Below are 26384 nucleotides of genomic sequence, written 5' to 3'. Positions count from 1 at the left end.
AAGAGTTTTCAACTAAAATTAAACAAAACTTATCATTGCATAACAATCTTTTTAAACTCTTGATAATCTCCAGAAATAAACTTTAGCATATAAACACCAGAATTTAATGCGCTTAAATCTATTTCTTTATTATAAAAACCTTGTGTGTTAGTTACATTAGTTTTTAACACTCTCTGACCAGATAAATTATAAATTTCAACACTATTTTCGTTTTGATTTACTTTATTTACATCAAAAATAATATTGATTTTTTTAGATGAATTCACTGGGTTAGGATAAACTCCAAAAGCAACACTCTCCCCTACTTCTTCTATATTTAAAGTTGATGTAACATCTTCAAATTTAAATTCTACATCTCCTGTAGAACTACCAGCAAATTCGGTGAAATACAATTTATAAATTGTACCATTTTTATCTTTTACATAATATTTTGCATCGGGATTTGTAACATAGCTACCTGTATAAGTTTTCCAATCATAACCAATAGTATTAATATCTGTAGCATATGTTAAGTTAGGAGTATCATCGCCAGTAGCTTTTGCAACCTCAACATTATCAGAGAGTAAAACTCCTGTTACCGTATATTTTATAGTTGTTTCACCATATGGATAATCTGTAGTATACTTTCTAAAAACAAAATCCCAATCTGTTGCGGCTGGTTCTGCTACAACTTCTTCTTCATTTTGCAAAGAATAATAATTGTAATTATTGTCTGGATTATTAGAATTTGCTATAACCGCTGTTTTATTTTCTCCCCAAGTAGTTCCATCCCAAGAAGAATATTTAATAGTATAACCTGCTGCATATTGTTCGCAAATAAATTTCTTATATGAAGCATCTGCATACTTTAAAACAAAAATAACACTCCCTGTTACTAAATGCGTAGTTACATTATATTCTCCCCAACCATAACTTGCAGAACCTTGATTAAATGCTCCATTTGACCTTTCTATATAACTATTATATAATTGTGTCCAATTAGTTTCATTAGCGACATCAATAGTATCCCATTCTGTAATATTAGATGATGCTTCGAATACTTCTATTCCAATAGCATCATTCACCACTATAGCTTGAGAGTAACTACTTGTACGTAAAAAAGCGATGTCCCAACTATTTGCAACAAAATCTGTTTGAGTTTGTGTACTTAGTTTATAATATACTTGGTTTGTGTAACCTGCTCCTAAAGATAGGTTTACTGTTGTTTCTTGAGAAAACGTACTTAGTACTGTTAAAAAAGAAAAAATCGAAAAAAATAATTTTGTTTTCATATATTTATTATTATTAAAAAATTGTTTGCTATTGTAATAATTTATATTCAAATCTAGGATGACCACGTTCTCCACTATCATTAACTAAATCTAAAAATCGTATTTTGTAATAATTGTTATTTGCATCTTTTAAAACATAAAAAATATTTGCAGTTACTGTTCCATCAAATACATTTCGCCAACTACTACCTATAATTGTTTGGCTATCTTTTAACAAAGATTCATCTATATTTAATGATGAGAAGTTTTCATAAGAAATATTATTACCTTCTAAACTGTAAGAACTTACGCCTCCTTTTCTGTTATGAATAATAAAATCTGAAAAGCCATAAGAACCTGCACCTTCTAAAATGTTTGTAAATACGGTAAAACAAATATCCCATTGTGTTTTTTGAGGCTCTACGTTTACTGTTTCTTCTTTATTAAAACTGAAAAAAGAAAAATTAAAATCGGTATCTTTTGTTATTGTAACTTCATTGTATGAGGTTGCATCTAAATCTGCATATTGTAATTTGTAACCTTCATCATTTCTTAATATTCTTATTTTTTTCCATCCTCTAGGAGCTCCTGCAATAGCTGCTGAACCTGTTGTAGGCTTTGCTGTACCAACTTCTACACCAAGATTTACTAAATAAACTGGGTTTAAAGAATTGTCTTCTGAAATTTCTTGAATTGCAGTTTCTAAAATATTTCCATTTGGAGCATCTACATACGCTTCATTATCTGGATTAAATGTACCTACAGCAACAAGTGACTGTAATGAAGAAACACTTGCTGAATTCACACTATTTATATCTGTAGTTGTTAATGGTGCTATTGCCATATATAAAGAGCCATTAATTGTTACCCTAAATTCATCTCCTCCATAAAAGCCTAAATCCCAAGAATCTCTTTTAACAAAAGTTTCTTTATTACTACTTAAATCTATATATACTTGGTTAGGTTCATTAGGGCCACCAACAGTAGGCAAAAACGTTCCGCCTAAATATGCATTATCACTTAATTCATGAGTTGTATTACCTTGTATGTTTGAGTTTTCTACTTCTATAGAAATAATAGAAAAAGTAATTCTCATTGCATCTGTAAATGAATCATTTAACTCAACTATTTGAAAATTATTTTCAGATTCATCTACAGATATTGAAAGCGATAATTCATTATTAACAGCTTCTGGAATTGTAACAAAATCTCTTCCATACAAAGCATTTTCTGTAGTAATATTAATTTTTACAACGCTATCTTCATAAGCAGCTTCAGAATATATTAATTGAATTTCTTTTTTATTTTCAATTTCTAATAACTTACCGGAAGTTTCTTTAAAAGCGACCACAAATGGATCTTCAAAAAAAACAGGATCAGTACTACAAGAGCTAATAATTGCAATACTAAAAAGAAATAATATTTGTAACTTTTTCATAAAATTAAATATTGATATTATAGGCTAACCTTAACACATATGATCTTCCATACCCTAAATTTACTGTACTACTTGCACCTGTATGAGCACTACCAGATGTTGAGTTTGTATTACCATCTACAACATCAAATAAATTACGAACCCCAAAAGTTGCTTCTATTTTTTTATTAAAGAACTTCTTACTCATAATAACATCTAACCAACTATAAGGATTAATTTCTTGATTTTGAAAAGAACCATCTACTTGAATAAAGCGATTTGTTATTCCTATATATTTATAATAAGCAGTTAATGAAGTATTAATACCTGGAATTACATAAGAAACATTTGAGTTTAACTGAAAATTTGCTTGTCTGTTTGATATATCTCCTGTATCGTAATCAAAAATTCTATTAATGCCATAATAACTAGCTCCAAAATTCAATTGCATATTCTTATAATAAAAATCATTTTCTAGAGAAATACCCATAGACGAGAACTTATCTATATTATTATATTGTAATTGGAGGGGTGTTTCGTTTATAACTACTAATTCTATTCTATCAGTAACATTTATATAAGAAAATGTTACTTTGTTTTTCATAGAAAAATCTTTATTAAATTGAGTATGCTTTTTTAAATGAAAAAAAGTAGAAACCCCTTCTTCTGGATTTAAATTTTCATTTCCTCTTAAATCATGATTTACATCTACAAAATAAGTATACAACTCATCATAATTAGGTGTTCTTGTTCCAAAGCCTAAAACTACTCTTGCTTCCCAATTATTTTTAAATAAATGTCTAGCACTTGTAGAATAATAAAACTGTATATTAAATAAATTAGTAAAAGAGACTCTAACACCTGGCTTTATAGAAAAATTTTTATTAAAATCTATTTCAGAAGACGCAAATAAATCTGTGCTTCTAAGAGAATTTGATACTTCTTCCTCTCCAGTTACAATAGTAACAGCATCCGCAGAACCAAAACCAAATTCATTTGTAAATTCATAACCCGCTTGTAATGTAAAATTATTAGAGTTTATTAAATTATTAAACGTACCTCTAGAAAACCAAACTTCTTTTGATAAAAAAAGTTTTTCTTCTTTGTTCTCTTTTAGATCTTCTCTAATAAAATAAGTATATGATTCTCTTTTCTTTTCTTGCTTTTGATAGGAAGCAGAAATATTATAAGGTACTTTTCCTAAATCACCTGTTATATTTAAATGATGAACAAACCTTTGGTTATTAAATTTTTCATCTAACGATGAGGGATTACTTGTTTGCGTTGCTGGAATAAGGTTAGAGCGTACTATTGAATCATAACTAGAAATATTTTCATGTAAATAATCAAATTTATAAAAAGCAGAAAAATGCTCTCCTTGATGACTTAATAAAAGCTTTGCAAAATTTTGTTTTTTTGGCAACCAATTATAACCCCTTAAATTATCTTTTTCATCATCATAATACTCCCCTTTTAATTCTCCTAAAAACCCTCTAAAATCATTACGATTATAAGAAAGTCTTATATAATTATCTTTGGTTAATTGACGTCCTATACTTATAGATTGTATATGACGCCCTTGGTTAAATAATTCGTATTCTTTACCAATAGTTTCTTCTTGTAAAAATGTTTTTATCTCCCAAGAATTATTAGATTTTTTCTTTGTTATTACATTTAAAACACCAGATAAAGTATTTGCTCCATATTGCACTCCCATAGCACCTTGTACAAATTCTACTCGTTCAACATCATCTAAATTTATTAAAGTTAAATCGGTGTTCTTCCCAAAACCTTCTTCATTTACTACTGAAATATTATCAATTAAAACTTTAAAATATTTTCCATCTAAACCTAAAACATTAATATCAGATTTTCCACTAGACGAATTTTGAAAAATATCAATATTTAGCATTTGACTTAATAAGTCTGCTAAATTATTACCTGCTCTTCTTTCAATATCTTTTCTTGTAATTACTTTTACTTCAAATACAGATTTTTTTATTGACTGTGGTCTTAATTGTCCAGTAACAATTATTTCATCTAACTCCGTAACTTTTGTAGAGTCCTTTTTCTTTTCTTGACAAAAAACGGAAAAAGCAAACAACATTAATAAAATTGAAATCAACTTATTTAGAAACATTCTTAATAATTTTCGACAAATATATATCTTATTTTTATTCAATCTAAATAAATTTTATATTTTTGTCAAAAATATTTCATCATATAAAAACATAAAATGAAAAAATTAATTATAAGTTCTTTATTACTTGGTATAACTATAACAAGTATTGCTCAGAGTAAAAAAACTAAAGATCAAAATGCTATAAAAGAAATGTGTGGTTGTTTTGAAGTAACTTTTAATTTTGCAGAAACATTCAACTACAGTAAAGATTCTTTATACAAACCATCTAAAACCAAAGTAGATAAAGGTTTAGAATGGGCTGGTATTATTGCAGATGACAAGAATAAAATATCCATTCAACATATTTTACAAGTTGGTAATCCTGCTAAACCATATATAGTAAAACATTGGAGGCAAGATTGGTTGTATGAAAACACAGAATTTTACATGTTTAATGGAAATAATAACTGGACTTTTGAACAAAAAAGTAAAAAAGATGTAAAAAAACAGTGGACACAAAAAGTATATCAAGTAGATGACAGTCCACGTTATGAAGGTTCTGGAACCTGGGTTCATGTAGATGGAAAAAGCTATTGGGAAAACACAACAACTGCTCCTTTACCAAGAAGAGAATACACAAAAAGAAGTGATTATAATATTACTCTAAGAGGTAATAGACATGAAATTACAAAGTATGGTTGGGTTCATGACCAAGACAATAGTAAAGTAATTAGAGAAACAAACAAAAAAGATATTGTTTTAGCTAAAGAAAAAGGTTACAACACCTATGTTAGAGTAGCTGATAGTAGATGTAGTGCAGCTGCAAATTGGTGGAAAGCTAATACTGAAAAATGGCAAATAGCTAGAAATAAGTGGAATGAAGTTTATGGAAGAAATACAAACTTGTCTTTAAAAGCAAAAGTTAAAAACAAAGCTTTATTCAAACATTTGTTCATTGATAAAGTAGTTGAAGAAGATGCTATTAATGAGATTATTGAATCTTTTGTAAAAAAATAATATATGAAAAATTCTCATAAAATAACGCTCTTATTTTTTCTTATCAGTATTTCTATTTCAGCTCAGAAAAAAAACATTTTTCTAAATAGAGATTTCTGGAAAATAAATCCTAGTATCTCAATTATTGATAAAAAAATAGCTGAAGGAAACGATATTACTGAATTAAATATTAATGCTTTTGATGCAGTTACCTACGCTCTTTTAGAAAAAGTTGATAACAAAACGATTAAATATCTAATATCAAAAAAAGGGAATGATGTTAATAAAATAACTCATGATGGTAGAACGTATATTTTTTGGGCTGCTTATAAAAACAATGTAGAAATAATGAAACATGTTATTTCTAAAGGCGCAAAAACTGATGTAATTGACACACATGGAAATACTTTTTTAAATTTTGCTGCATCAACAGGCGTATTAAATAAAGAAGTATATAAGTACAGTTTTAAAATTGGAGCAGATATTACAAAAGAAAAAAATCATGATGGTGCTAATGCGTTATTATTGGTTGCTCCTTATCTAAAAGATGATAAAATTGTAGACTATTTTATATTAAATGGAGCTACTTTAAAAGATAAAGATAATAATGGAAATGGACTTTTTGAATATACTGCAAAAGGTGGAAATATTGATTTATTAAAAATTCTTTTAAATAAAAAAGTTGCAATTGGTAAAAACGCTATGATTTTTGCTAGTCAAGGTTTAAGAAGACAAAAAAACACTTTAACAACCTATAAAGCTTTAGAAAGTTTAGGCGTAAAAGCAAATGTAGTAGATCACAAAAGAAGAAACCCATTGCATTATATTGCATACAACAATAAAGATTTAGAAACTTATAAATACTTTATTTCTAAAGGTGTTGATACTGATTTGCAAGATATTAATGGAGATACTCCTTTAATAAATGCCGCAAATAGTAATTCTTTACAAGTTGTAGAATTTTTATCACAAAAAGTAAAAAACATAAACTCAGAAAACAAAAATGGACTTTCTGCATTAACAAAATCTGTTAATAGAAACTCAGTAGAAGTTGTCGAATTCTTATTATCTAAAGGTGCTAAAATAAATACCATAGATAAAAAAGGAAACTCACTTTCTTATTATTTAATAAATAACTTTAAATCAAGTAATCCTCTAAGTTTTAATGAAAAGTTAAAAGTTTTAGAAAAAAATGGATTGGTTGTTAATCAACCACAAAACAATCAGAACACTTTATTACACATTGCAACAGAAAGAAACAATTTACCTTTATTAACAAGGTTGTCTTCCTTTAAAATTAATGTTAATGTAAAAAATAAAGCAGGTTTATCAGCATTACAAATTGCAGCCATGAAAGCTAACGATGCAAACATCATTAAATATTTAATAAGCATTGGTGCAGATAAAAATGTAACAACAGATTTTAATGAAACTGTCTTTGATTTAGCTTCAGAAAATGAGTTATTAAAAAAACAAAACATCAATATTTCATTTCTAAAATAATTTTAAAAGATGAAAACAAGAAAAATAATTTTAATGATTCCTATTTTATTCATTGGAATTACAGCTCTATTCAGCTTCAAAAAATATACAGAAAGCACTTCGTATAAATGCATGATTCAAATGAAAAATTATACAGGTGAAGGAGCGTATATTGTTATTTCATTATTAAATCCTGAAGGAAAATATGAAAAGACTTTATATGTACAAGGTGATGATGATGAATGGTATTTTGATATTACAGAATGGTGGAGTTTTCATGGAAAAGTAAGAACAAATATAGATGCAATTACTGGTGCAACAATTAGTGGAGGAGAACGCACAGTTAGTGTAATTCAAATACCTGATAATACATTAAATAAAGGCTATAAAATTCGTTTTGAAACTGCTGTTGAAGATCAAGATTATCATAAAGATGATGTTGAATTTGAATTAACATCAGAAAACGTAACCACTAAAATTGAAGGTAAAGGTTTTATTCGTTACATAAGAATGATGCCTAAATAAATTTCATAAAATGACAATTTCTATCTGGAGATATAGCCATTTAACCCTAGCTATATTTTCTACTTTATTTATAATAATTGCATCTCTTACAGGGGTTATTTTGGCTTTTGAACCCATTTCAAAAAAACTAAAACCTTTTGATAATGTAAATATTGATAACGTTTCTATTTCTGAAACGATAAAGGCATTAGAAACAAAATATGATGAAATTATAAGCATAGAAATTGATAAAAATAATTTTATTACAGCATCAATAATTAATAATAAAGGTAAAAGCGAAACATTTTACATAAACCCAAAAACAGGAAATAAAATTGGAGAAACAATTTCGAAAACCCCCATTTTTGATTTTGCAACCAATTTACATCGTTCTCTATTTTTAAAATCAACAGGTAGATTTATTGTGGGTTTTGTTTCGTTTTTACTCTTTATCATTTCAATTACTGGCATAATTTTAATCTCAAAAAGACAAGGTGGTTTTTTAAACTTATTCTCTAAAATAGTAAAAGAAGATTTCAATCAATATTATCATATTGTTTTTGGTCGATATTTTTTAATTCCAATTATCATCATCACTTTAACGGGTATTTATCTTTCTTTAGAAAAATTTAATTTACTACCAAAAGATAAAAACAAACACCAGAAAAACTTAGCTTTAACAAAAGATACACCAAACATAAAATCTACTGATTTTGACTTTTTTAAAGCAACAAAATTAGCAAACATTACAAAAATAGAATTCCCTTTTTCTACGGATAAAGAAGACTATTTTTACATAAAATCTATTAAAAATGAATTTGCTATTCATCAATTTAATGGACAAATTGTAAGTCAGAAAAAACACTCTTTAACAACACTAGGTTCTTATTATAGTTTAATATTACACACAGGACAAGGTTCTGTTTTATGGTCTATAATTTTACTTTTAGCTTGTTTTACTATGCTATTTTTTATTTTTTCAGGTTTTTCAATAACTTTAAAAAGAAAGAAAAAAACATCAAAAATTAAAAATAAATATCATAAAGATAATGCTGAATTTATAATTCTTGTAGGTTCTGAAACTGGAAGTACTTTTAATTTTGCTTTAGCTTTTTATAAATCTTTATTAAATGCTCATAAAACTGTTTTTATTACTGAATTAAATAATTACACTACTTACAAAAATGCAAAAACCATTATAGTTTTTGCTGCAACTTATGGAGATGGAGAAGCGCCTGTAAATGCATCAAAATTTCTTACTAAACTTAAGAAAATAACTCAGAAAAATAATATTCAATTTTCTGTTATTGGTTTTGGTTCTAAAGACTACAAAGCTTTTTGTCAATTTGCAATTTTAGTACATTCTAACATGCAAATACATAAAAAATTTATTCCTGTATTACCAATTTATAAAATTAACAATCAATCTTTTACATCTTTTAAAAAATGGTTAAATGAATGGAATTCTTTTTACAAATTAGATTTAAATATTGAAAAAGAGTCTTTGCAAACCTCAAAAAATAACGAGCAAAAATTCACGATTTTAAACAAAACTAAAAAGAATATTGATGATACTTTTTTAATTGAATTAAAACCATCTAAAAAAGTAAAATTCTCTTCTGGAGATTTACTTTCTATAACACCAAAAAACGAAATTAAAAATCGTTTATACTCAATTGCTAAAGTTGATAAAAACATATTATTAAGTATAAAAAAACATGAATTTGGTATTTGTTCAAATTTTTTAAATGATATTAAGAGAGGAGATAATTTTTTAGCATCAATTCAAAAAAATGAAAATTTTTATTTTCCTAAATATAAAAAAGAGGTAATTCTTATTGCAAACGGTACAGGAATTGCGCCATTTTTAGGAATGATTTCTCAAAACAAAAAAGGAAAAATTCATCTTTTTTGGGGTGAAAGAACAAAAGAATCATATAATATCTATCAAAAATTTATAGAAAATCATTTAAAAAAAGGGCAGTTAACTTCATTTAATTCAGTTTTTTCTCAAGAACAAAAAGAGAAAATATATGTTCAAGACATTTTAACAAATTACTCAAATTTAATTTTAAAAACATTAGAAGAAGGTAATACTATTATGATTTGTGGTTCTTTAAAAATGCAACAAAGTGTTAAGAAAAAAATAAGGATAATTATTAATAAAAAACTAAATACTTCTTTAGAAAGTTTTGAAGATAATAAACAAATAAAATACGATTGTTATTAAAATAAAAATTATGTGCGAGAATTTAAAAATAATATCGAGAGTAAAAAATGGAGAACTATCTGTTTGTAAATGTTGTGAAACTTATAATTTAGTTTATAACAACATTTTTTTTCAATTTAATACAAATCAATTAAAACAATTTAAACAATATGTTTCTGAAATAGATTTAAATTATTGGTTAACATTTAATTCTTCTACAACACAGAAAAGAAAAATACCTGTACCAACTTTTCATCAAAATTTATTGTTGGTTTTTAATAATTACGAAATTCAAGAAATAAGAAAACTATTGGGTTTAAACCCTAATAAAACTGAAAAAATCATTAAAACCGAAGATGTAGATTACACATTAATTTTAAATTAAAAACGAATTCTAATGCATCTTTAACGAATTCTAATACAAACAAAATTTAAGACTACTTCCTTTCTACTTTTATAGTGTATTAACATTAAAAAAGCAGAAATCATGAGAACATTACTAAAAAAAACAGTTGTAGTAACAGGTTTAATTCTATTAAGTAGCCCTTTTATTAGTTGTGATAACAATGAAATAAAAAAAGAAAAAGAAAAAGAAACTACTATTATAGCAGACAATAAGACTACTATAAATAAAAACATAAAAATTGAAACTAGAAAACCTATTGTATTTATAGCTGGTTTTGACAAAGGAAATGAAACTTTCTACTCTAATGCAAGAACTTATTTTCAAGAAAAAGGTTTACAGGTTATAGATGGTCAATATTCTTTAGAAGAAATTATTCTTTGGATGAATGAACATGCAAATATAAATCCATATGGAGAAGTTCATATTGTAAATAAAAGCAATCCTTATAAAGGAATGAATTTAGAAACAGTTGTTAGAGGAGATAAAATTACATCAGAATCTTTACGAAAAAGCATTACACAAGGCACACTTCCATCATTAAAAAATGTAGTAAATAACAATACAAAAATTGTATTTCACGCTTCTGGTTTGGTAGAAAACAAAGAGCTTTTAAAAACATTAAAAGATGCTTTTTCGGCCCAGAGTTTACCTAAAGTTATAGCATCTCCATATCATACAATTTTTGGTGGCAAATTTGCAAATCATTTTTTAGCACAACCTTACTATGTTTTTTATCCTACAGCACATTCTCCAGGAAAAACAGATTTATCTAAAGAAATTGCAAAAAAATATCCGCAAGAAAAAGATATAGATTGGTTTGATGCCTTAAATAATGAAGAAGAAAGATATGTTGGTGAAGCTTATGCAGAACAATTTTCTATACCAATTAAATGGGAGTTTGGATACCATCATACAGATGATGAAATGCCAATTTTTACATCTCAAGAAGAAGTTATGGATTGGATCGAACAACATGAAGAATTGATGGTAGAAATTAACAAATACAACATTCCTTTAGAAAAATTTAGATGGAATTGGAGTACAAAAAACAGCACATTAATTATAAGAGGTAGAACAACTGGCTTATGCGTTTTAAAACCATTAATTAAACCTTATGGAGAGCTAAAACACATAGAACCAGACACAAGTAATAAACGTTTATACGCATTGAAATAAAATGAAATGGAGATTGTAGTTTGATAAACGTCATTACACAAAATTAAAAATAGTGTAATGACGTTTTAATTAGTAAATTTGTATAAATGCCAAAGTTTTTAAAACTCATATTCTTTCTATTCTTAATTATTTCTGTTGATATTAATTCTCAAGGAAATAATATTCAAAATATTTCTATTAAAGACGGATTACCAAATACTTCTATAAACAACATTATTCAAGATAAAATTGGTTATTTATGGCTTGCTACAGACAAAGGTTTGTTTCAATTTGATGGCGATCATTTTAAACATATAAACCTACATTCTCAATCAAAAGCTCTTTCACTTTTCGAAAAAAACAAAACTTTATTTGTAGGGCATGAAAAAGGTTTTTTTAAAATAAAAGCAGGTAAGTTCTCTTATTTAGGAAAAAACACTGTTTTAAAAACCGTTTTTGTAAAAAACAAAATTTTACTGTGTACAACTCAAGGAGTTTATGAATTTAAAGAAACTTATTTACAGCCTTTAAAAATTCATCCTCAGATAGATTTTTCTATAATTAAAGATATTATACAACATAAAAATTCTATATATATAGCCACAAATAATGGCTTATGGATAGTTGATAAACTAAATAAAACCAAAAAAGTTATAAAAATTACTGATGAACAATTCAGTTCTTTTTTATTAAATAAAGAAAACCTGATTACTTGCACATTAAATAATGAGTTAAAAATTATTGATGGAAATAAAATTATAAATAGTTTTAAAACTATTGAAAACATCTCTTCTATAAAAAAAATTAAAGATGAAATTTGGGTAACTTCCAACGGATATGGAATTGAAGTTTTAGATGAAAAAAACTATTCTTTTAAAAGAAAAATAAATAAGTATAATTCTACAATTTCAAATAACATAAATAACGTTTTTATAGACAATCAAAACACAATATGGATTGCTAGTAGAGATAAAGGATTATATAAGCTAACCTCTATTAAAAACAATAAAACACCAAACATTGCTATAGAAAGTATATCTGTAAATTATAAAAGAATTCAACATTTTTCTGATAAAGTTTTAGAATTAAAGCCAACTGAAAATAACGTATCTTTTTCTTTTAACACAATTGATTTAAAAAATGCAAAAAACATAAAATTTCGTTATAAATTAAATAAAGACTTCACACCTTGGAGTTCTCAAAACAAGGTTGATTTTGCCAACTTAAAAGCAGGAAAATATACACTTACAATTCAATCTAAAAACCTCAACAAAGTTAGTAAACCAATATCTTTTAAATTTAATATAGATTTTCCTATTTATAAAAAAGATTGGTTTTTATTAATTTGTTTAATCGTTTTTTGTTTGATTTTAGCTGGAGTTGTTGATATCTATATTAGAAAACTCAAGAAAAAAAATAATCAAAAAATTGAAGCTTTAAAACTAGAAAATCATCTACAAACTCTAGAACAAAAAGCATTACAATTACAAATGAATCCTCATTTTATTTTTAATGTTTTAAACGGAATTAAAGCCCTTGGAAACTCTGGAAACTCCAAAGAATTAAACAAAACAATTTCTTTATTTTCTATACTTTTAAGAAGTGTTTTAAACAACTCTCGTTTAAACGAAATTAGTTTACAAGATGAAATTTTAACTTTAGAAACTTATTTACAATTAGAGCAAAAAATGAGTTCGAAAGATTTTAATTTCACTTTAGAAACATCTTTAAATAATATTGATTCCGAAGAAATTTTAATTCCGCCAATGTTAGTGCAACCTTTTGTAGAAAACTGTATAAAACATGCATTTAACTCAAACAATAAAAACGCAACTATTAAGGTTTTGTTCTATGTTAAAAACAGTTTCCTTTATTTTAACATAGAAGATAATGGTGTTGGCTTTTATCAAAGTAAAAAAGAAAAAAACACATCTAATCATCAATCAATTGCCCTAAAACTAACACAAGAACGCATTAAACATTTAACTAAATACAATTCGTTTTCAATTAATGAATTAAAAGAAAAAAACACTGTTTTAGGAACAAGAATTAGTTTTAAAATTCCTTTAAAAACAGATTATTAAATTAAAATGGAAAGAAGAAAATTTATAAAAAAATCAATAATAACTGGTATTGGTGCTAGTCTATTAGGAGGATTCTATACATGGCAAATAGAGCCTTTTTGGTTAGAATTTGTAAAAGTTAAAATGCCTATAAAAAACTTACCCAAAAAATTAATAGGTAAAACACTAATGCAAATTAGCGATGTACATGTTGGTAATAAATTTGATTATAAATACATAATTGACTCGTTTAAGAAAGCAAAAATTTTTGAACCTGATTTTGTAGTTTATACTGGAGATTTTGTTTCTTATGAAACACCAGAACAATTTAATCAATTAAAAAAAGTGTTTAAACATGCAGTAAATGGTAAGCTAGGAACTGCAGGAGTTTTAGGAAATCATGATTATGGAATTGATTGGTTAGAACCTGATGTTGCCAACAGAATTTCTAATATTTTAGACAGGGCAAACATTACAATTTTAAGAAATGAAGAAGTAAATTTTAACGGTTTAAATATTTTAGGTATTGATGATTATTGGGGATCTAATTTTAACCCAGTTAAAATTATGAACAAATACAATGCTCAAAAAGCAAATATTGTTCTTTGTCATAACCCAGATGTTTGCGATTTAAATGTTTGGAACAATTATAAAGGATGGGTTTTATCTGGACATACCCATGGAGGGCAAGTAAAACCACCTTTTTTAAACCCACCTATTTTACCTGTAAAAAATACAAGATATTCTTCTGGAGAATTTGATTTATATGACGGTAGAACTCTCTATATAAATAGAGCTTTAGGTAATCTATACCAAGTTAGATTTAATGTAAGGCCAGAAATTACAATTTTTGAATTAGAAGAAAAACTTTAACCATGGTAAAAATCACATCAATTGTAGTAGAAGATAATTCTTTAGCATTAGATATGCTAGTAAATGACATTACTACACATCATAAAGAAATTGAAATAATAGGAACAGCAAAAAGCGTTATAGAAGCAGCAAAACTATTACAAAAAAAACAACCAGATATATTATTTTTAGACATTATGCTTGGTGATGGAACTGGTTTTGATTTATTAGAAATTTACCCCAACTTAACTTCAAAAATTATCTTTGTAACGGCAAGTGATGAGTACGCAATTAGAGCTTTTAAATTTGCAGCAATAGATTATATTTTAAAACCTTATTCTAATGAAGATTTAGAAAATTCAATAAAAAAAGTAAAACAACAAATAGAACCTCAAAAAGAGCAACTAAACATATTAAAACAAGCAATTACTAATCAAAAAAATAATATCAATAAAATTTCACTATACACCCAAGACAAAATAATAGTTGTAAATATAGAAGATATTATTCGTTGTCAATCAGACAATAACTACACTACATTTTATTTAAAAGATAATACAAAAATTTTAGTTTCTAAAACTTTAAAGTATTATGCAGATATGCTTAAAGACAATGGTTTCTTAAGAGTGCATCAAAGCCATTTAATAAATAAATCTCAAATTAAAGAATTTATAAAATCTGATGGAGGTTATATTATATTAAACAACAAAATGAACATACCTGTTTCTGTAAGAAAAAAAGCAGATGTAATTGATTTTTTAAAGAAGTTATAACTTTTTTTCATCAAAAAAACATTATATGTAGTGATTTTTCACTATATTTGATTATCAACAAATGAAAATCGAAGATAAAAAACGAGCAGATAGAGTTATTAAGGTTTTTAAAGATAGTGGATTTAATCAAAGACAATTTTCAGAACTTTTAGGAGTATCACAGCAATTAATAAGTGCAGTTGTCAACTATTCAAAAAAACCTAATGAAACAATTTTGCTTGCTATCATCGATAATATTCCAGAAATAGACCCTATGTGGTTACTTACTGGCAAAGGAAAATATAAGAATAACTATGCACCCCTAATGAATGAAGTTCGATCCCCTATAGAGTTTCAGATAAAACGCATAGTCAAGAAGCAATTTGAAGAATTATCTAAAGATATTGTTCAAAGAATATCAAATATTGAAGAGTCTGTTAAATAACAATTATTCCCCACAGAATATAAAATAACAACTCATATTATAGTATCTGCCCCCTAATAAAAGAAACTATAATCGTTGCAAGACCTTCAATATTTGATTCTGCTTCAGCATCAAACTAAATTATAAACCTAATATCCTTTTTTAACAAAAAGGATATTTTTTTTAAATTAAAATTCACTAAATTTTTTCTACAAAAAAAATCCTTCTCTAAAAGAGAAGGATTTTATTTTTGGGTGGAAGACGGGACTCGAACCCGCGACACTCGGTACCACAAACCGATACTCTAACCAACTGAGCTACAACCACCATATAATTGCGGGTGCAAATATAATTTAATTTTCAACATACAAAAAGAAATAATTAAATTAATTTACTTAAATTTTCTACTGCTACATAACGTTCTGAAGTAAAACCTTCTGCAAAATCAACACCTATTAATCTACCTAAATCTTTTGCCCTATAATTTATACTATCTGTAAAGTTTTTACTTGTTATTGGCGTTTCTGGCTCATCACTTTTAGGGTCATAAAACTGAGAAGAATAAGCCAAAACCGCTCTTTCTTTAACATTTATAAAACCAGATACATCTACTACAAAATCTGGCTCAATATTTTTCCATTGCACATAATGATACACCTGTTTAGGCCTCCACTTTTCTTGTTGTTTCCCTTCTATTATTGTTTCAATCTTTACCAAACCACTTAAAAAACACGAATCAGAAACTAACTCACTTCCTTTAGGATGATCAATATGTCTATCATCTATAGCATTACAAAGAACAATTTCTGGTTGATACTTTCGAATCATTTTAATAACTTTTAATTGATGCTTCTTATCGTTAACAAAAAAACCATCAGCAAAACACAAGTTCTCACGCACAGAAACGCCTAAAATTTTAGCTGCGTTTGCGGCTTCTTTATCTCTTAAATCAGCAGAACCACGTGTTCCTAATTCACCTCTGGTTAAATCAATAATACCTACTTTTTTTCCAGAAGACACTTCCTTAGCAATCAGGGCTCCACAACCCAACTCTACATCATCAGGATGTGCACCAAAAGCCAATATATCTAATTTCATCTATTTTTATTTATTAAAATTAAAAATGTAAAATTTATTTAATTAATAAACTTACACACCAAATTCTATTCAAATAACACTCTAAGAGCTTTATTTTAAAATTATAAAAAACAAAAATAACCTTTTTAAGAAGATAATTTAGTAAGCTCTTATATCTATTACGATTTCGTATCTAATTTTCTTTACTTATTTTTATCTTTTTAAATAAAATCCATAAAAATAAACATATTTTAATCTCCATGATATATATCATATCAGTGATTTTTTAATCGTTATAATTTTACCCAAATAATCTAACTAAACAAAATAGAAAACTATGATTTTAATGCTTATCATTCTAACAATCACCATTGGCTTATTTGTATGGGGTAAATACTCTCCAGATGTAATTGCACTTGTGTCTATGTTAAGCTTATTTTTATGTGGAATTTTAAACTTAAATGAAACTCTTAGTGGTTTTAGCAACCCAACTGTTATTATGATTGCTTCTCTATTTATAATTGGTGAAGGTCTTTCTCAAACTGGATGGACTGCTTTGGCAGGTAAAAAATTAATAGAATTGGCAGGTAAAAGTGTACCTAAATTATTAGTAATTATTACACTTGGTTCTGGAGTTTTATCTGGCTTTGTTAGCAATACAGGTACTGTAGCAACTTTGTTACCTGCAACGATTTCTTCTGCTTGGAGTATAGGTACAATGCCTTCTAAAATATTAATTCCTGTTGCTTTTGGTTCTAATACTGGTGGTTTGTTAACTTTAACAGGTACACCTCCTAACATTATTGCTAACAACGCATTAATTGATGCTGGTTTCGAAGGCTTTTCATTCTTCGAATTTGGATTAATAGGCTTACCTCTTTTAATTATAGCAATTTTATATTTTAGATATGTTGGCTATAAAATGTTACCTAAAAACAAAACCAACAACAAACCTATTAATATTGATTCTACTTTGCATGAATGGATTGAAGCCTACCAAATTGATAATGACTATTACAGACTTAGAATTCGTTCAATATCTCCATTAATCAATACAAAACTAAATGATTGGGATTTAGAAAATGAATATAAAATAAATGTAATTCGTTTAAAAAGAAGACATCCTAATAGATTAAAAGGAACACAACCTTTTATTGAGTTTCCAGAAAACGATACTGAATTAAGGTATCACGATATCATTACAGTAAAAGGAACTACAGAAGATATTAATAAACTAATGATTAAATTTAGACTTGGTTTACTAGTAAAAGAATCTGCAAAAAGTGAATTAAGAAACAACTTAATTAACCAAGAGGTTGGTATGTCTGAAGTTATTGTAACTCCTAAATCTCGTTTAGTTGGTAGAGAAATTAAACTACATGAATACTTTAAAAGATATGAAATTCAATTACTAGCAACTTCTAGACATAAAAAGCCTTATGTTGAAGATAAAATGAGAGTTCATGCAGGAGATAGTTTTATCATTAGGGGGCCTTGGGAAAACATTGAAGAATTAAAAAATCAGCATAAAAATATAGTTGTAGTTGGTCGTCCAGAAGAAATGTTAAAAGATGTAGATGAATTAACACCTAAATCTTATATTGCTTTAGGAGCATTAGTTTTAATGATTGCTTTATTAGTTCTAAAATTAGTTCCAGGTGCAATAGCCGCATTAATTTCTGCAGGTATTGTATTATTTACAGGTTGTGTGCCCTTTTCTAAAGCCTATAAAAGTATTAGCTGGATTAGCGTTGTTATGATTGCAGCTATGATTCCTATGGGGGTTGCAATACAAAAAACAGGTGCAGCAGAAATGATCTCTAATTCTTTAATTAGTTTCTTAGGAAAAGAAAATCCTACATTATTATTAGGTGGCATTTTCTTATTAACTACAACTTTTAGTCAATTTATAAACAACTCAGCAACAGCTGTATTAATGACTCCAATTGTAATTATGTCTGCAGCAACATTAGGTATTTCACCAGAACCATTATTAATTACTGTAGCCATTAGTGCTTCAACAGCATTTTTAACTCCAATAGGAACAACCACAAATGCTATGGTTATGAGTTCTGGAGGATATAAATTTATGGATTACTTAAAAGTTGGGTTTCCTCTATTAATCTTATTTGTAATTACTACATTACTATTAGTGCCAATAATCTGGCCTTTTTAATAAAGTTTTTTTTTCTGAAATTGGTCTCATAATCCAATTTTAGATGATTATTTGTTAGCTGAAAAAGCAAAGGTTTATCCCTTTGCTTTTTTTATTGCCTGCTCAATATCTTTTATTAAATCTTTAACCTCTTCAATTCCTACAGAAAAACGAATTAAACCACCTTTAATTCCTCTTTCCAAACGTTCTTCTTCACTCAATAAAGCATGTGTAGTTTGAGTTGGACTTACAGTTGTACTTTCTAAACCTGCTAAACTCATAGAAGGTTTTATCAATTGTAAATTATTCTGAAACTCCATTGCATCAATACCATCTGACAATTCAAAAGACAACATTGCTCCAAATCCTTTCATTTGTTTTTTTGCCAATTCATATTGAGGATGATTTTTTAAACCAGGATAATAAACAGCATTAACATTTTTATTTATTTCTAAATACTCTGCCATTTCTTGTGCATTTTTTGTTTGCTCTTTTACTCTTAAATTTAAAGTTTTTAAACTTCTTTCTAACAACCAAACTGTTTGATCACTTAAATTTCCTCCAAAATTAATAGCTGTTTTCCAAATTTGCTCAATATGTACTTTTGATGCAGCAATTGCTCCTGCAGAAATATCTGAATGACCTCCCATATATTTTGTAGCAGAATGCAACATGATATCAATTCCAAAATCTATCGGATTCTGATTGATTGGTGAAGCAAATGTATTATCTATCACTGTTAATATTCCATATTCTTTTGCTAAAACCGAAATTGCTTTCATATCTGTAATACCTAATAATGGGTTAGAAGGCGTTTCTATATATAAAACCTTCGTGTTTTTTTTAATTAATGATTTAAAATCTTCAATTTTATCAGATTCTGTAAAAGAATACTCTATTCCAAATTTATCAAACTCTGAAACAATAAAATTATAAGTACCGCCATAAATTACTTGTTGTATAACAACATGATCTCCTTTTTTTAGAAAAGCAAATAAAGCCGCAGAAATTGCTGCCATTCCAGATCCAAAAATCAATGCATCTTCCGTTTTTTCTAAAGCTGCAATTTTTTTATGCAACATTTCTTGATTTGGTGTATTAAAATAACGAGGATAACGTTTAATGTCTACACCATCAAAAGCATATGAAGTAGATGGATAAATTGGAGAAACTGCTCCTTTAAACTGCTCATCTTTTACTTCTCCAACATGAACACAAGTTGTGTTTATTCCAAATTCTTTTGATTCTGACATATCTTATCTTTTATAGATTGCTAATTTAATAAATCCTTGTGCAATCCACTAAAAAAATCAATATCTTCGTTTTATGATATCAGTATTAATTGTTGGAAAAGGAAATGTAGGAACTCATTTATATAACGTTTTTTTAAAAGTTGATAACATTAAAGTTACACAAATCAACTCACGAAAATTAAAAAATATTCCTACTACAGATGTTACTATTATTGCAGTTTCTGATGATGCCATTGCAGATGTTTCATCAAAAATTAAGAATCCTTTTGTAGTACATACTTCTGGAGCTTGCTCAATAAATGAATTAAAAAACCCAACAAGTAAAGGTGTTTTTTACATGCTACAAACATTTTCTAAAGAGAAAAAAGTTAATTTTAATGAAGTTCCTTTTTGCTTAGAAGCTGAAAATAAAAATGATAAACAATTATTAAAGGAAATAGCAAACCTAATAGGTCAAAAAATATACTCTATAAATTCTGATCAAAGAAAAGCTTTACATGTTGCAGCAGTTTTTGTAAATAATTTTACAAATCATATGTATAAAATTGGGAATGATCTTTGCAATGAACATCTTGTACCTTTTGAAATTCTGCAACCTTTAATTAAAGAAACAGCTTTAAAAATTGAAACATTAGCACCAGAAAAAGCTCAAACAGGTCCCGCAATTAGAAACGATAAAAAGACAATAAAAAATCATTTAGATTTGCTAAATAAAGAAAAACAGAAAATCTATAAAATTATTACAAAATCAATCCAAAATGGAAATTAGTTACAAACAATTATTACCTAAAATAAATACTTTAATTTTTGATGTTGATGGAGTGCTCACAAACGGAATGGTAACTATTATGCCAGATGGCGAACTAGTTAGACATATGAATATTAAAGATGGTTATGCTTTAAAAACTGCGGTAGATAAAGGGTTTAATGTTTGTATTATTTCTGGCGGAAAAAATGAAGGTGTAAGAACTAGACTTGCAAACTTAGGAATTAAAGATATATATTTAGGTGCTCATGATAAGATTAAACAATACAATGAACTAGTTAAAAAATATAATTTAAAACCAGAAAATGTATTATATATGGGAGATGATGTACCTGACTATCCAGTTATGAAACTTGTAGGAATGCCATGTTGCCCAAATGATGCTGTTAGAGAAATTCAACAAGTTGCCAAATATATTTCTGACAAAAAAGGTGGTGAAGGTTGTGTAAGAGATGTTATTGAACAAGTTTTAAGAGTACAAAAAAAATGGGAGAATAATTTTAGCGCAAAATATGATTAATATGAAAACAAAAATTACAACACTAATAATATTGTTATTTACAATTTTTATAAACGCTCAAACAGTTATTGGAAAATGGAATTCTATTGACGAAAAAACTGGAGAAATAGATTCTGTTGTAGAAGTATATGAAAAAAACGGAAAGGTTTTTGGCAAAATAATTGATATTACTGATCCAAAAAATAAAATTGCTCTTTGTACGTTATGCACAGGTAGTAAAAAAAACAAACCTGTATTAGGTATGCATATTTTATATAAACTAGAACAAAATAGTAATCAGAAATGGTCTGGAGGTTATGGTTTAGATCCTAGAAAAGGAAATTATTTTAATGTATATATAAAATTAGTAAAACCTAATAAGTTAAAAGTTAGAGGTTATGCAGGCATCCCTCTTTTTGGTAAAACTGTTTATTGGGAAAGAGTTCAATAACAAACTTTACTATAAATTACAAACACATAATCAAACAAAAAACATGAAAAAAACAATATTTACATTGGTAATATTAATGCTTTGTATAACCGTAAATGCACAATCAATTTTAGGAAACTGGAAAACAGTTGATGATGAAACTGGAGAAACAAAGTCTATTGTAAATCTTTATGAAGAAAATGGTAAAGTTTATGGTAAAGTTGTTAGAGTATTAAATAAAGACCGTCAAGATGCTGTTTGTGATAAATGTGAAGGAACCAAAAAAGACAAACTTATCTTAGGTATGGTAATTATAGAAGACCTTACAAAAAAAAGTAATGAATATAAAGGTGGTACCATTTTAGATCCTCAAAAAGGAAAAGAATATGATTGTAAAATTTGGTTAGATGAAGATGATTCTAACAAACTGTATGTTAGAGGCTATATTTCTTTTTTGTATCGTACTCAAAATTGGTATCGTTCAGAAGAATAAGAGTATTTTAATTTCTTTCTTCTAACATGGGTACAAATGCAAAATCACCTAACTCATGTTTCTCAAACTCTTTTAAAGACTTTCTAATAAACAATGTCATAATTTGAGTCTTATCTCCTACAGGAATTAACAACTTACCTCCTACTCTTAGTTGAGATAAAAGAGGTTTAGGCACATAAGGTGCACCTGCAGTAACAATTATCTTATCAAAAGGAGCTTGTTCTGGCAAGCCTTTATAACCATCTCCAAAAATAAACTTCTTTGGTTTATAACCTAACTTTGGAAGAAATAGAGATGTTTTTTTAAACAACTCACGTTGTCTTTCTATAGAATATACTTCTGCTTTTAACTCTAATAAAACTGCAGTTTGATAACCAGAACCTGTACCAATTTCTAATATTTTTTCACCAGATTTAACCTCTAAAGTTTGCGATTGAAAAGCAACTGTATACGGCATAGAAATTGTTTGTTCTGCAGCAATAGGAAAAGCTTTATCTTGATATGCGTGCGACTCAAAACTACTATCAATAAACAAATGACGTGGAATTTTACGTACTGCATTCAATACATTTTCATCTATAATTCCTTTTGCTTTTAGTACGTTAGCAAGTTGGTTTCTAAGTCCTTGATGTTTAGAAGTATCTTTCAAATTTATTTCATTTCTAGATTCTAAAAATAGTAATTAATCTTAATAAACTCTTATAAAATTGTATCTTTGTTGATGGTCTGATTTTAAAAAAATTAGAAAACACAAAACCAATGTCTTAGCGAAGAAGTAATCTAAACTCAAAAAAGATTGTTTCAAATTATTCTCTAAAGACTTAAAATATAATATATGCTTAAAGTTGGAGTATTAGGTGCTGGTCATCTAGGAAAAATTCATTTACGTTTGTTACAACAATCTGATAAATATGATTTAGTAGGATTTTATGATCCTTCTAAAGAAAATGCAAAAAAAGTGGCTAAAGAATTTGGCTATACTTCTTTTGACTCTATAGATTCTTTAATTGATGCTGTACAAGTTGTTGACATTGTAACACCAACTTTATCTCATTTTGATTGCGCAAAAAAATGTATTGAAAAAGGAAGACATATTTTTATTGAAAAACCAATAACTAAAACTGTTGAAGAAGCAGAAGCTATTTTAGTTTTGGCTAACGAAAACAATATAAAAGGACAAGTTGGGCATGTAGAGCGTTTTAACCCTGCATTTACAGCTGTTAATGAAAAAATTGAGAGCCCTATGTTTATTGAATGCCATAGATTGGCAGAATTTAATCCTAGAGGAACTGATGTACCTGTAGTTTTAGATTTAATGATTCATGATATTGATATTATTCTTTCTGTTGTAAAATCTAAAGTTAAAGATGTGCATGCAAGTGGTGTATCTGTAATTTCTGAAACTCCAGATATTTCCAATGCTAGAATTGAGTTCGAAAATGGTTGTGTTGCTAACTTAACTGCCAGTAGAATTTCGATGAAAAACATGCGTAAGTCTCGTTTTTTTCAAAAGGACGCTTATATTTCTGTTGACTTTTTAGAGAAAAAATCTGAAGTTGTTAGAATGAAAGATGTTCCTGCAAATCCAGATGAGTTTGCCATGATTTTACAAAATGCAGAAGGTGTTAAAAAACAAATTTATTTTGAAAACCTTGATGTTGAAAACAACAATGCAATTTTAGATGAATTAGAAACTTTTGCTGATGCTATTAACAATAACACAACTCCTGTTGTAAGTTTAAGTCAAGGAACAGAAGCGCTAAGAGTTGCACAAATGATTATTGATTGTTTTTAACAAATATTTTAAAAGCTCGAAAATAAAGAACCCTCAATGTGTTTCTTAAAATTAAAAGCTAATAAACAAGTGCGTTAAGGATTGAAACGGCATCCTTTTTTGAAGAATGAAAAAAAGATATAGTGTAAAGCCTGTTAAAACGCCCAAATAATTAAAAAACCAATGAAAAATATTGCAGTTATTGGAGCAGGAACCATGGGAAATGGAATTGCTCATACGTTTGCTCAATTTAATTATAACGTTAGTTTGATTGATATTTCTGAAGTTTCTTTAGATAAAGGAATGGCAACTATTGCAATAAACTTAGACAGAATGGTGTCTAAAGAAAAAATTTCTGAAGCTGATAAAAAACAAACTTTACAAAATATTTCTACTTTTACAACCATTAAAGAAGGTGTTAAAAATGCTGATTTAGTTGTGGAAGCTGCCACTGAAAATGTTGTTTTAAAAACCAAAATTTTTAAAGAATTAGATGAATTTTGTAGTGACAACACAATACTTGCTACAAATACTTCTTCTATTTCTATTACCCAAATTGCAGCAGCAACAAATAGACCTGAGAAAGTTATAGGAATGCACTTTATGAATCCTGTACCAATTATGAAATTGGTAGAGATTATTAGAGGTTATAATACTTCTGATGAAGTGATGGAAACAATTTCTGAACTTTCTAAAAAAGTTGGAAAAGTTCCTGTAGAAGTAAATGATTACCCTGGTTTTGTTGCAAATAGAATCTTAATGCCAATGATTAACGAATCTATTGAAACGCTGTATAATAATGTTGCTGGTGTTGAAGAAATTGATACGGTTATGAAATTAGGAATGGCACACCCAATGGGACCTTTACAATTGGCAGATTTTATTGGTTTAGATGTTTGCTTGTCTATTTTAAATGTTTTGTATGATGGTTATAAAAACCCCAAATACGCTCCTTGCCCATTATTAGTAAATATGGTGATGGCAGGTAAGTTAGGCGTAAAATCTGGTGAAGGTTTTTATGATTATTCTGAAAGTAGAAAAGCAGAAAAAGTAGCTAAAATATTTTCTTAAGAATGACTACAAAACAAATATTATTTTTATTTTTATTTTCATCATTCTTTGCTTTAAAAGCTCAAGAGAATAAAAAAAGTATTTTTAATGTTAAGAAAATTGGTTTCTTATACAATTATGCTGATGAAAACAATTTTTTGTTTGATGATACTGATTATTCATATTATACGAATACCTATAAAATTCAAGCTTTTTACGATTTAGGAAATTGGAAAAAATGGGATATTGAATTATTGATTCAGCCTCAGATTCAAAAGATACATCATCAATTATTAAATATTCAATTTGTTTTACCTTCTGAAGATAATTACCTAGAAAAAAGAATTGAATTTACTACGCCAAAAACAATGCATTTGTTTGGTTTAGAATTAGGTTTTGTTTTTAAAAGAGAAATTATAAAAGATTTAGATTTTAGAATTACTGCAGGTTTAGGAGTTGCTACAATTGATACTAGAACAGAACGTTTAGCAAAAGGGTTCACTTTTTTAGAGAATGGATCTTTAGGTTTTTCTTATAAAACGTTCAATAAAACTGCTATCTATATTGGCAGTAATATTGGTCATGTTTCTAACTTAGATTTTAAATCTCCCAATAACGGATATACTTTTTTAGGTTACGAAATAGGAATTTCATATTCATTAAAATAAAAAAAGAGGAACTCAAAAATGAGCTCCTCTTTTTTTATTTTAAATTCTTTTTTTACTATCCTAACCAAGAATTTAGCATCCAAATTGTTTTTTCTTGTTCAGCAATAAAATCACTCATCATAGAATTTGTTCCTTCATCATTAGCATCTCCAGAAGATTCTAAAATAACTCTTTCAATTTTTAATAATTCTGAAAGTGAATTAACTACTAATTCTACTCCTTCTACATCATTAGAAATATCTTTACCAACAGGTACAGAAGCTAAATTTATATAATCTGTAAAGGTATGTAAAGGTTTACCTTGTAATGTTAAAATACGTTCTGCAATTTCATCAATTTTAACTTGAGAATCTGTGTAAAATTCTTCAAACTTTACATGTAATTCAAAGAAATTCTTCCCTTTAATATTCCAATGTAAACCTCTTAAATTTTGATAATAAATTTGAAAATTTGATAATAAACCATTTAGTTCTTTAACTAAATTTGCAGTTTCTTTTTTGTCTAATCCTAATATTGTTTTGTTCATTTTTATAGATTTTGTTTGATAAACCAAATTTATAACAAAATATTTACGATAAGTTATAGTT

25 protein-coding genes and 1 tRNA gene are annotated in these 26384 nt (G+C 27.2%); 18 read left to right on the top strand and 8 right to left on the bottom strand.

The window, feature by feature from the left end; all coding sequences use genetic code 11:
- Positions 1 to 32 precede the first annotated feature (32 nt).
- Genes ABJG40_RS07000 through ABJG40_RS06990 form a run of 3 tightly spaced genes read right to left on the bottom strand, consistent with a single transcriptional unit; the run spans position 33 to position 4807 of the window.
- Positions 33 to 1271: a T9SS type A sorting domain-containing protein gene (locus tag ABJG40_RS07000; RefSeq protein ID WP_348023862.1), complete on the bottom strand. Its 1239-nt coding sequence runs from the start codon at positions 1269 to 1271 to the stop codon at positions 33 to 35.
- A gap of 28 nt (positions 1272 to 1299) precedes the next feature.
- The gene (locus ABJG40_RS06995) at positions 1300 to 2688 is read right to left on the bottom strand and encodes an HmuY family protein (protein WP_348023861.1); all 1389 of its coding nucleotides are present in this window, start codon (positions 2686 to 2688) and stop codon (positions 1300 to 1302) included.
- A 4-nt stretch (positions 2689 to 2692) separates the two neighbouring features.
- Positions 2693 to 4807, bottom strand: a complete 2115-nt coding sequence (locus ABJG40_RS06990; protein ID WP_348023860.1) for a TonB-dependent receptor plug domain-containing protein — start codon at positions 4805 to 4807, stop codon at positions 2693 to 2695.
- Positions 4808 to 4903: 96 nt separating this feature from the next.
- Between ABJG40_RS06990 and ABJG40_RS06985 the strand changes: the two genes are divergently transcribed.
- The 10 genes from ABJG40_RS06985 (at position 4904) to ABJG40_RS06940 (ending at position 15653) form a co-directional block, all read left to right on the top strand.
- Positions 4904 to 5806, top strand: a complete 903-nt coding sequence (locus tag ABJG40_RS06985; RefSeq protein ID WP_348023859.1) for a DUF6607 family protein — start codon at positions 4904 to 4906, stop codon at positions 5804 to 5806.
- A gap of 3 nt (positions 5807 to 5809) precedes the next feature.
- Positions 5810 to 7288 (top strand): ankyrin repeat domain-containing protein, encoded by a 1479-nt coding sequence (locus tag ABJG40_RS06980; protein ID WP_348023858.1) that lies wholly within the window; start codon positions 5810 to 5812, stop codon positions 7286 to 7288.
- Positions 7289 to 7297: 9 nt separating this feature from the next.
- On the top strand, positions 7298 to 7792 hold the full coding sequence (locus ABJG40_RS06975; RefSeq protein ID WP_348023857.1) for a DUF2271 domain-containing protein: 495 nt from the start codon (positions 7298 to 7300) through the stop codon (positions 7790 to 7792).
- A 10-nt stretch (positions 7793 to 7802) separates the two neighbouring features.
- Positions 7803 to 10001 carry a PepSY domain-containing protein gene (locus tag ABJG40_RS06970; RefSeq protein WP_348023856.1) on the top strand — a complete coding sequence of 733 codons (2199 nt, stop codon included), beginning with the start codon at positions 7803 to 7805 and terminating at the stop codon, positions 9999 to 10001.
- A gap of 10 nt (positions 10002 to 10011) precedes the next feature.
- On the top strand, positions 10012 to 10365 hold the full coding sequence (locus tag ABJG40_RS06965) for a DUF6686 family protein (protein WP_348023855.1): 354 nt from the start codon (positions 10012 to 10014) through the stop codon (positions 10363 to 10365).
- Positions 10366 to 10467: 102 nt separating this feature from the next.
- Entirely contained in the window at positions 10468 to 11562 is a 1095-nt protein-coding gene (locus tag ABJG40_RS06960; protein WP_348023854.1) for a hypothetical protein, read from the top strand.
- Between the two features lie 86 nt (positions 11563 to 11648).
- Positions 11649 to 13625 (top strand): histidine kinase, encoded by a 1977-nt coding sequence (locus ABJG40_RS06955; protein ID WP_348023853.1) that lies wholly within the window; start codon positions 11649 to 11651, stop codon positions 13623 to 13625.
- Between the two features lie 6 nt (positions 13626 to 13631).
- Positions 13632 to 14477, top strand: coding sequence for a metallophosphoesterase (locus ABJG40_RS06950; RefSeq protein ID WP_348023852.1), 846 nt, complete (start codon positions 13632 to 13634; stop codon positions 14475 to 14477).
- Positions 14478 to 14479: 2 nt separating this feature from the next.
- On the top strand, positions 14480 to 15229 hold the full coding sequence (locus ABJG40_RS06945) for a LytTR family DNA-binding domain-containing protein (protein WP_348023851.1): 750 nt from the start codon (positions 14480 to 14482) through the stop codon (positions 15227 to 15229).
- Positions 15230 to 15290: 61 nt separating this feature from the next.
- On the top strand, positions 15291 to 15653 hold the full coding sequence (locus tag ABJG40_RS06940) for a helix-turn-helix domain-containing protein (protein ID WP_348023850.1): 363 nt from the start codon (positions 15291 to 15293) through the stop codon (positions 15651 to 15653).
- A 231-nt stretch (positions 15654 to 15884) separates the two neighbouring features.
- On the opposite strand, the gene ABJG40_RS06935 is transcribed toward ABJG40_RS06940, so the two are convergent.
- Together ABJG40_RS06935 and bshB1 are read right to left on the bottom strand one after the other, a co-directional pair.
- Positions 15885 to 15960 (bottom strand) — tRNA-His (locus tag ABJG40_RS06935).
- Between the two features lie 53 nt (positions 15961 to 16013).
- On the bottom strand, positions 16014 to 16730 hold the full coding sequence (gene bshB1 / locus ABJG40_RS06930) for a bacillithiol biosynthesis deacetylase BshB1 (protein WP_348023849.1): 717 nt from the start codon (positions 16728 to 16730) through the stop codon (positions 16014 to 16016).
- A 316-nt stretch (positions 16731 to 17046) separates the two neighbouring features.
- Between bshB1 and ABJG40_RS06925 the strand changes: the two genes are divergently transcribed.
- Positions 17047 to 18885: an SLC13 family permease gene (locus ABJG40_RS06925; RefSeq protein WP_348023848.1), complete on the top strand. Its 1839-nt coding sequence runs from the start codon at positions 17047 to 17049 to the stop codon at positions 18883 to 18885.
- A gap of 74 nt (positions 18886 to 18959) precedes the next feature.
- Here the strand turns inward: ABJG40_RS06925 and ABJG40_RS06920 are convergent, their stop codons facing one another.
- Positions 18960 to 20117, bottom strand: coding sequence for a PLP-dependent aspartate aminotransferase family protein (locus ABJG40_RS06920; protein WP_348023847.1), 1158 nt, complete (start codon positions 20115 to 20117; stop codon positions 18960 to 18962).
- Between the two features lie 73 nt (positions 20118 to 20190).
- On the opposite strand from ABJG40_RS06920, the gene ABJG40_RS06915 reads away from it, so the two are divergent.
- From ABJG40_RS06915 to ABJG40_RS06900, 4 genes are read left to right on the top strand one after another with little or no spacing between them, the layout of a single operon-like run.
- Entirely contained in the window at positions 20191 to 20886 is a 696-nt protein-coding gene (locus ABJG40_RS06915; protein ID WP_348023846.1) for a DUF2520 domain-containing protein, read from the top strand.
- Positions 20876 to 21403 (top strand): HAD-IIIA family hydrolase, encoded by a 528-nt coding sequence (locus ABJG40_RS06910; RefSeq protein WP_348023845.1) that lies wholly within the window; start codon positions 20876 to 20878, stop codon positions 21401 to 21403. Before ABJG40_RS06915 ends, ABJG40_RS06910 begins: the two co-directional genes overlap by 11 nt.
- Before the next feature lies 1 nt (position 21404).
- Positions 21405 to 21833, top strand: coding sequence for a DUF2147 domain-containing protein (locus ABJG40_RS06905; RefSeq protein WP_348023844.1), 429 nt, complete (start codon positions 21405 to 21407; stop codon positions 21831 to 21833).
- Positions 21834 to 21876: 43 nt separating this feature from the next.
- Entirely contained in the window at positions 21877 to 22305 is a 429-nt protein-coding gene (locus ABJG40_RS06900) for a DUF2147 domain-containing protein (protein WP_348023843.1), read from the top strand.
- 7 nt (positions 22306 to 22312) lie between these two features.
- Here ABJG40_RS06900 and ABJG40_RS06895 read toward each other — a convergent pair whose 3' ends face one another.
- The gene (locus tag ABJG40_RS06895; RefSeq protein ID WP_348023842.1) at positions 22313 to 22954 is read right to left on the bottom strand and encodes a protein-L-isoaspartate(D-aspartate) O-methyltransferase; all 642 of its coding nucleotides are present in this window, start codon (positions 22952 to 22954) and stop codon (positions 22313 to 22315) included.
- Positions 22955 to 23140: 186 nt separating this feature from the next.
- On the opposite strand from ABJG40_RS06895, the gene ABJG40_RS06890 reads away from it, so the two are divergent.
- The 3 genes from ABJG40_RS06890 to ABJG40_RS06880 all read left to right on the top strand — a co-directional run bounded on the left by ABJG40_RS06890 (position 23141) and on the right by ABJG40_RS06880 (position 25797).
- On the top strand, positions 23141 to 24100 hold the full coding sequence (locus ABJG40_RS06890; protein ID WP_348023841.1) for a Gfo/Idh/MocA family oxidoreductase: 960 nt from the start codon (positions 23141 to 23143) through the stop codon (positions 24098 to 24100).
- A 162-nt stretch (positions 24101 to 24262) separates the two neighbouring features.
- Complete coding sequence (locus tag ABJG40_RS06885) at positions 24263 to 25150, top strand: 3-hydroxybutyryl-CoA dehydrogenase (RefSeq protein WP_348023840.1); 888 nt, start codon at positions 24263 to 24265, stop codon at positions 25148 to 25150.
- A gap of 2 nt (positions 25151 to 25152) precedes the next feature.
- Complete coding sequence (locus ABJG40_RS06880) at positions 25153 to 25797, top strand: acyloxyacyl hydrolase (RefSeq protein WP_348023839.1); 645 nt, start codon at positions 25153 to 25155, stop codon at positions 25795 to 25797.
- Positions 25798 to 25852: 55 nt separating this feature from the next.
- On the opposite strand, the gene ABJG40_RS06875 is transcribed toward ABJG40_RS06880, so the two are convergent.
- A complete protein-coding gene (locus ABJG40_RS06875) occupies positions 25853 to 26323 on the bottom strand; it encodes a Dps family protein (protein WP_348023838.1) in 471 nt (156 codons plus the stop codon).
- Positions 26324 to 26384 lie beyond the last annotated feature (61 nt).

The organism is Polaribacter sp., from assembly GCF_039939415.1.
Lineage (GTDB): Bacteria > Bacteroidota > Bacteroidia > Flavobacteriales > Flavobacteriaceae > Polaribacter.
This window is presented reverse-complemented; position numbering and strand designations above follow the sequence as displayed.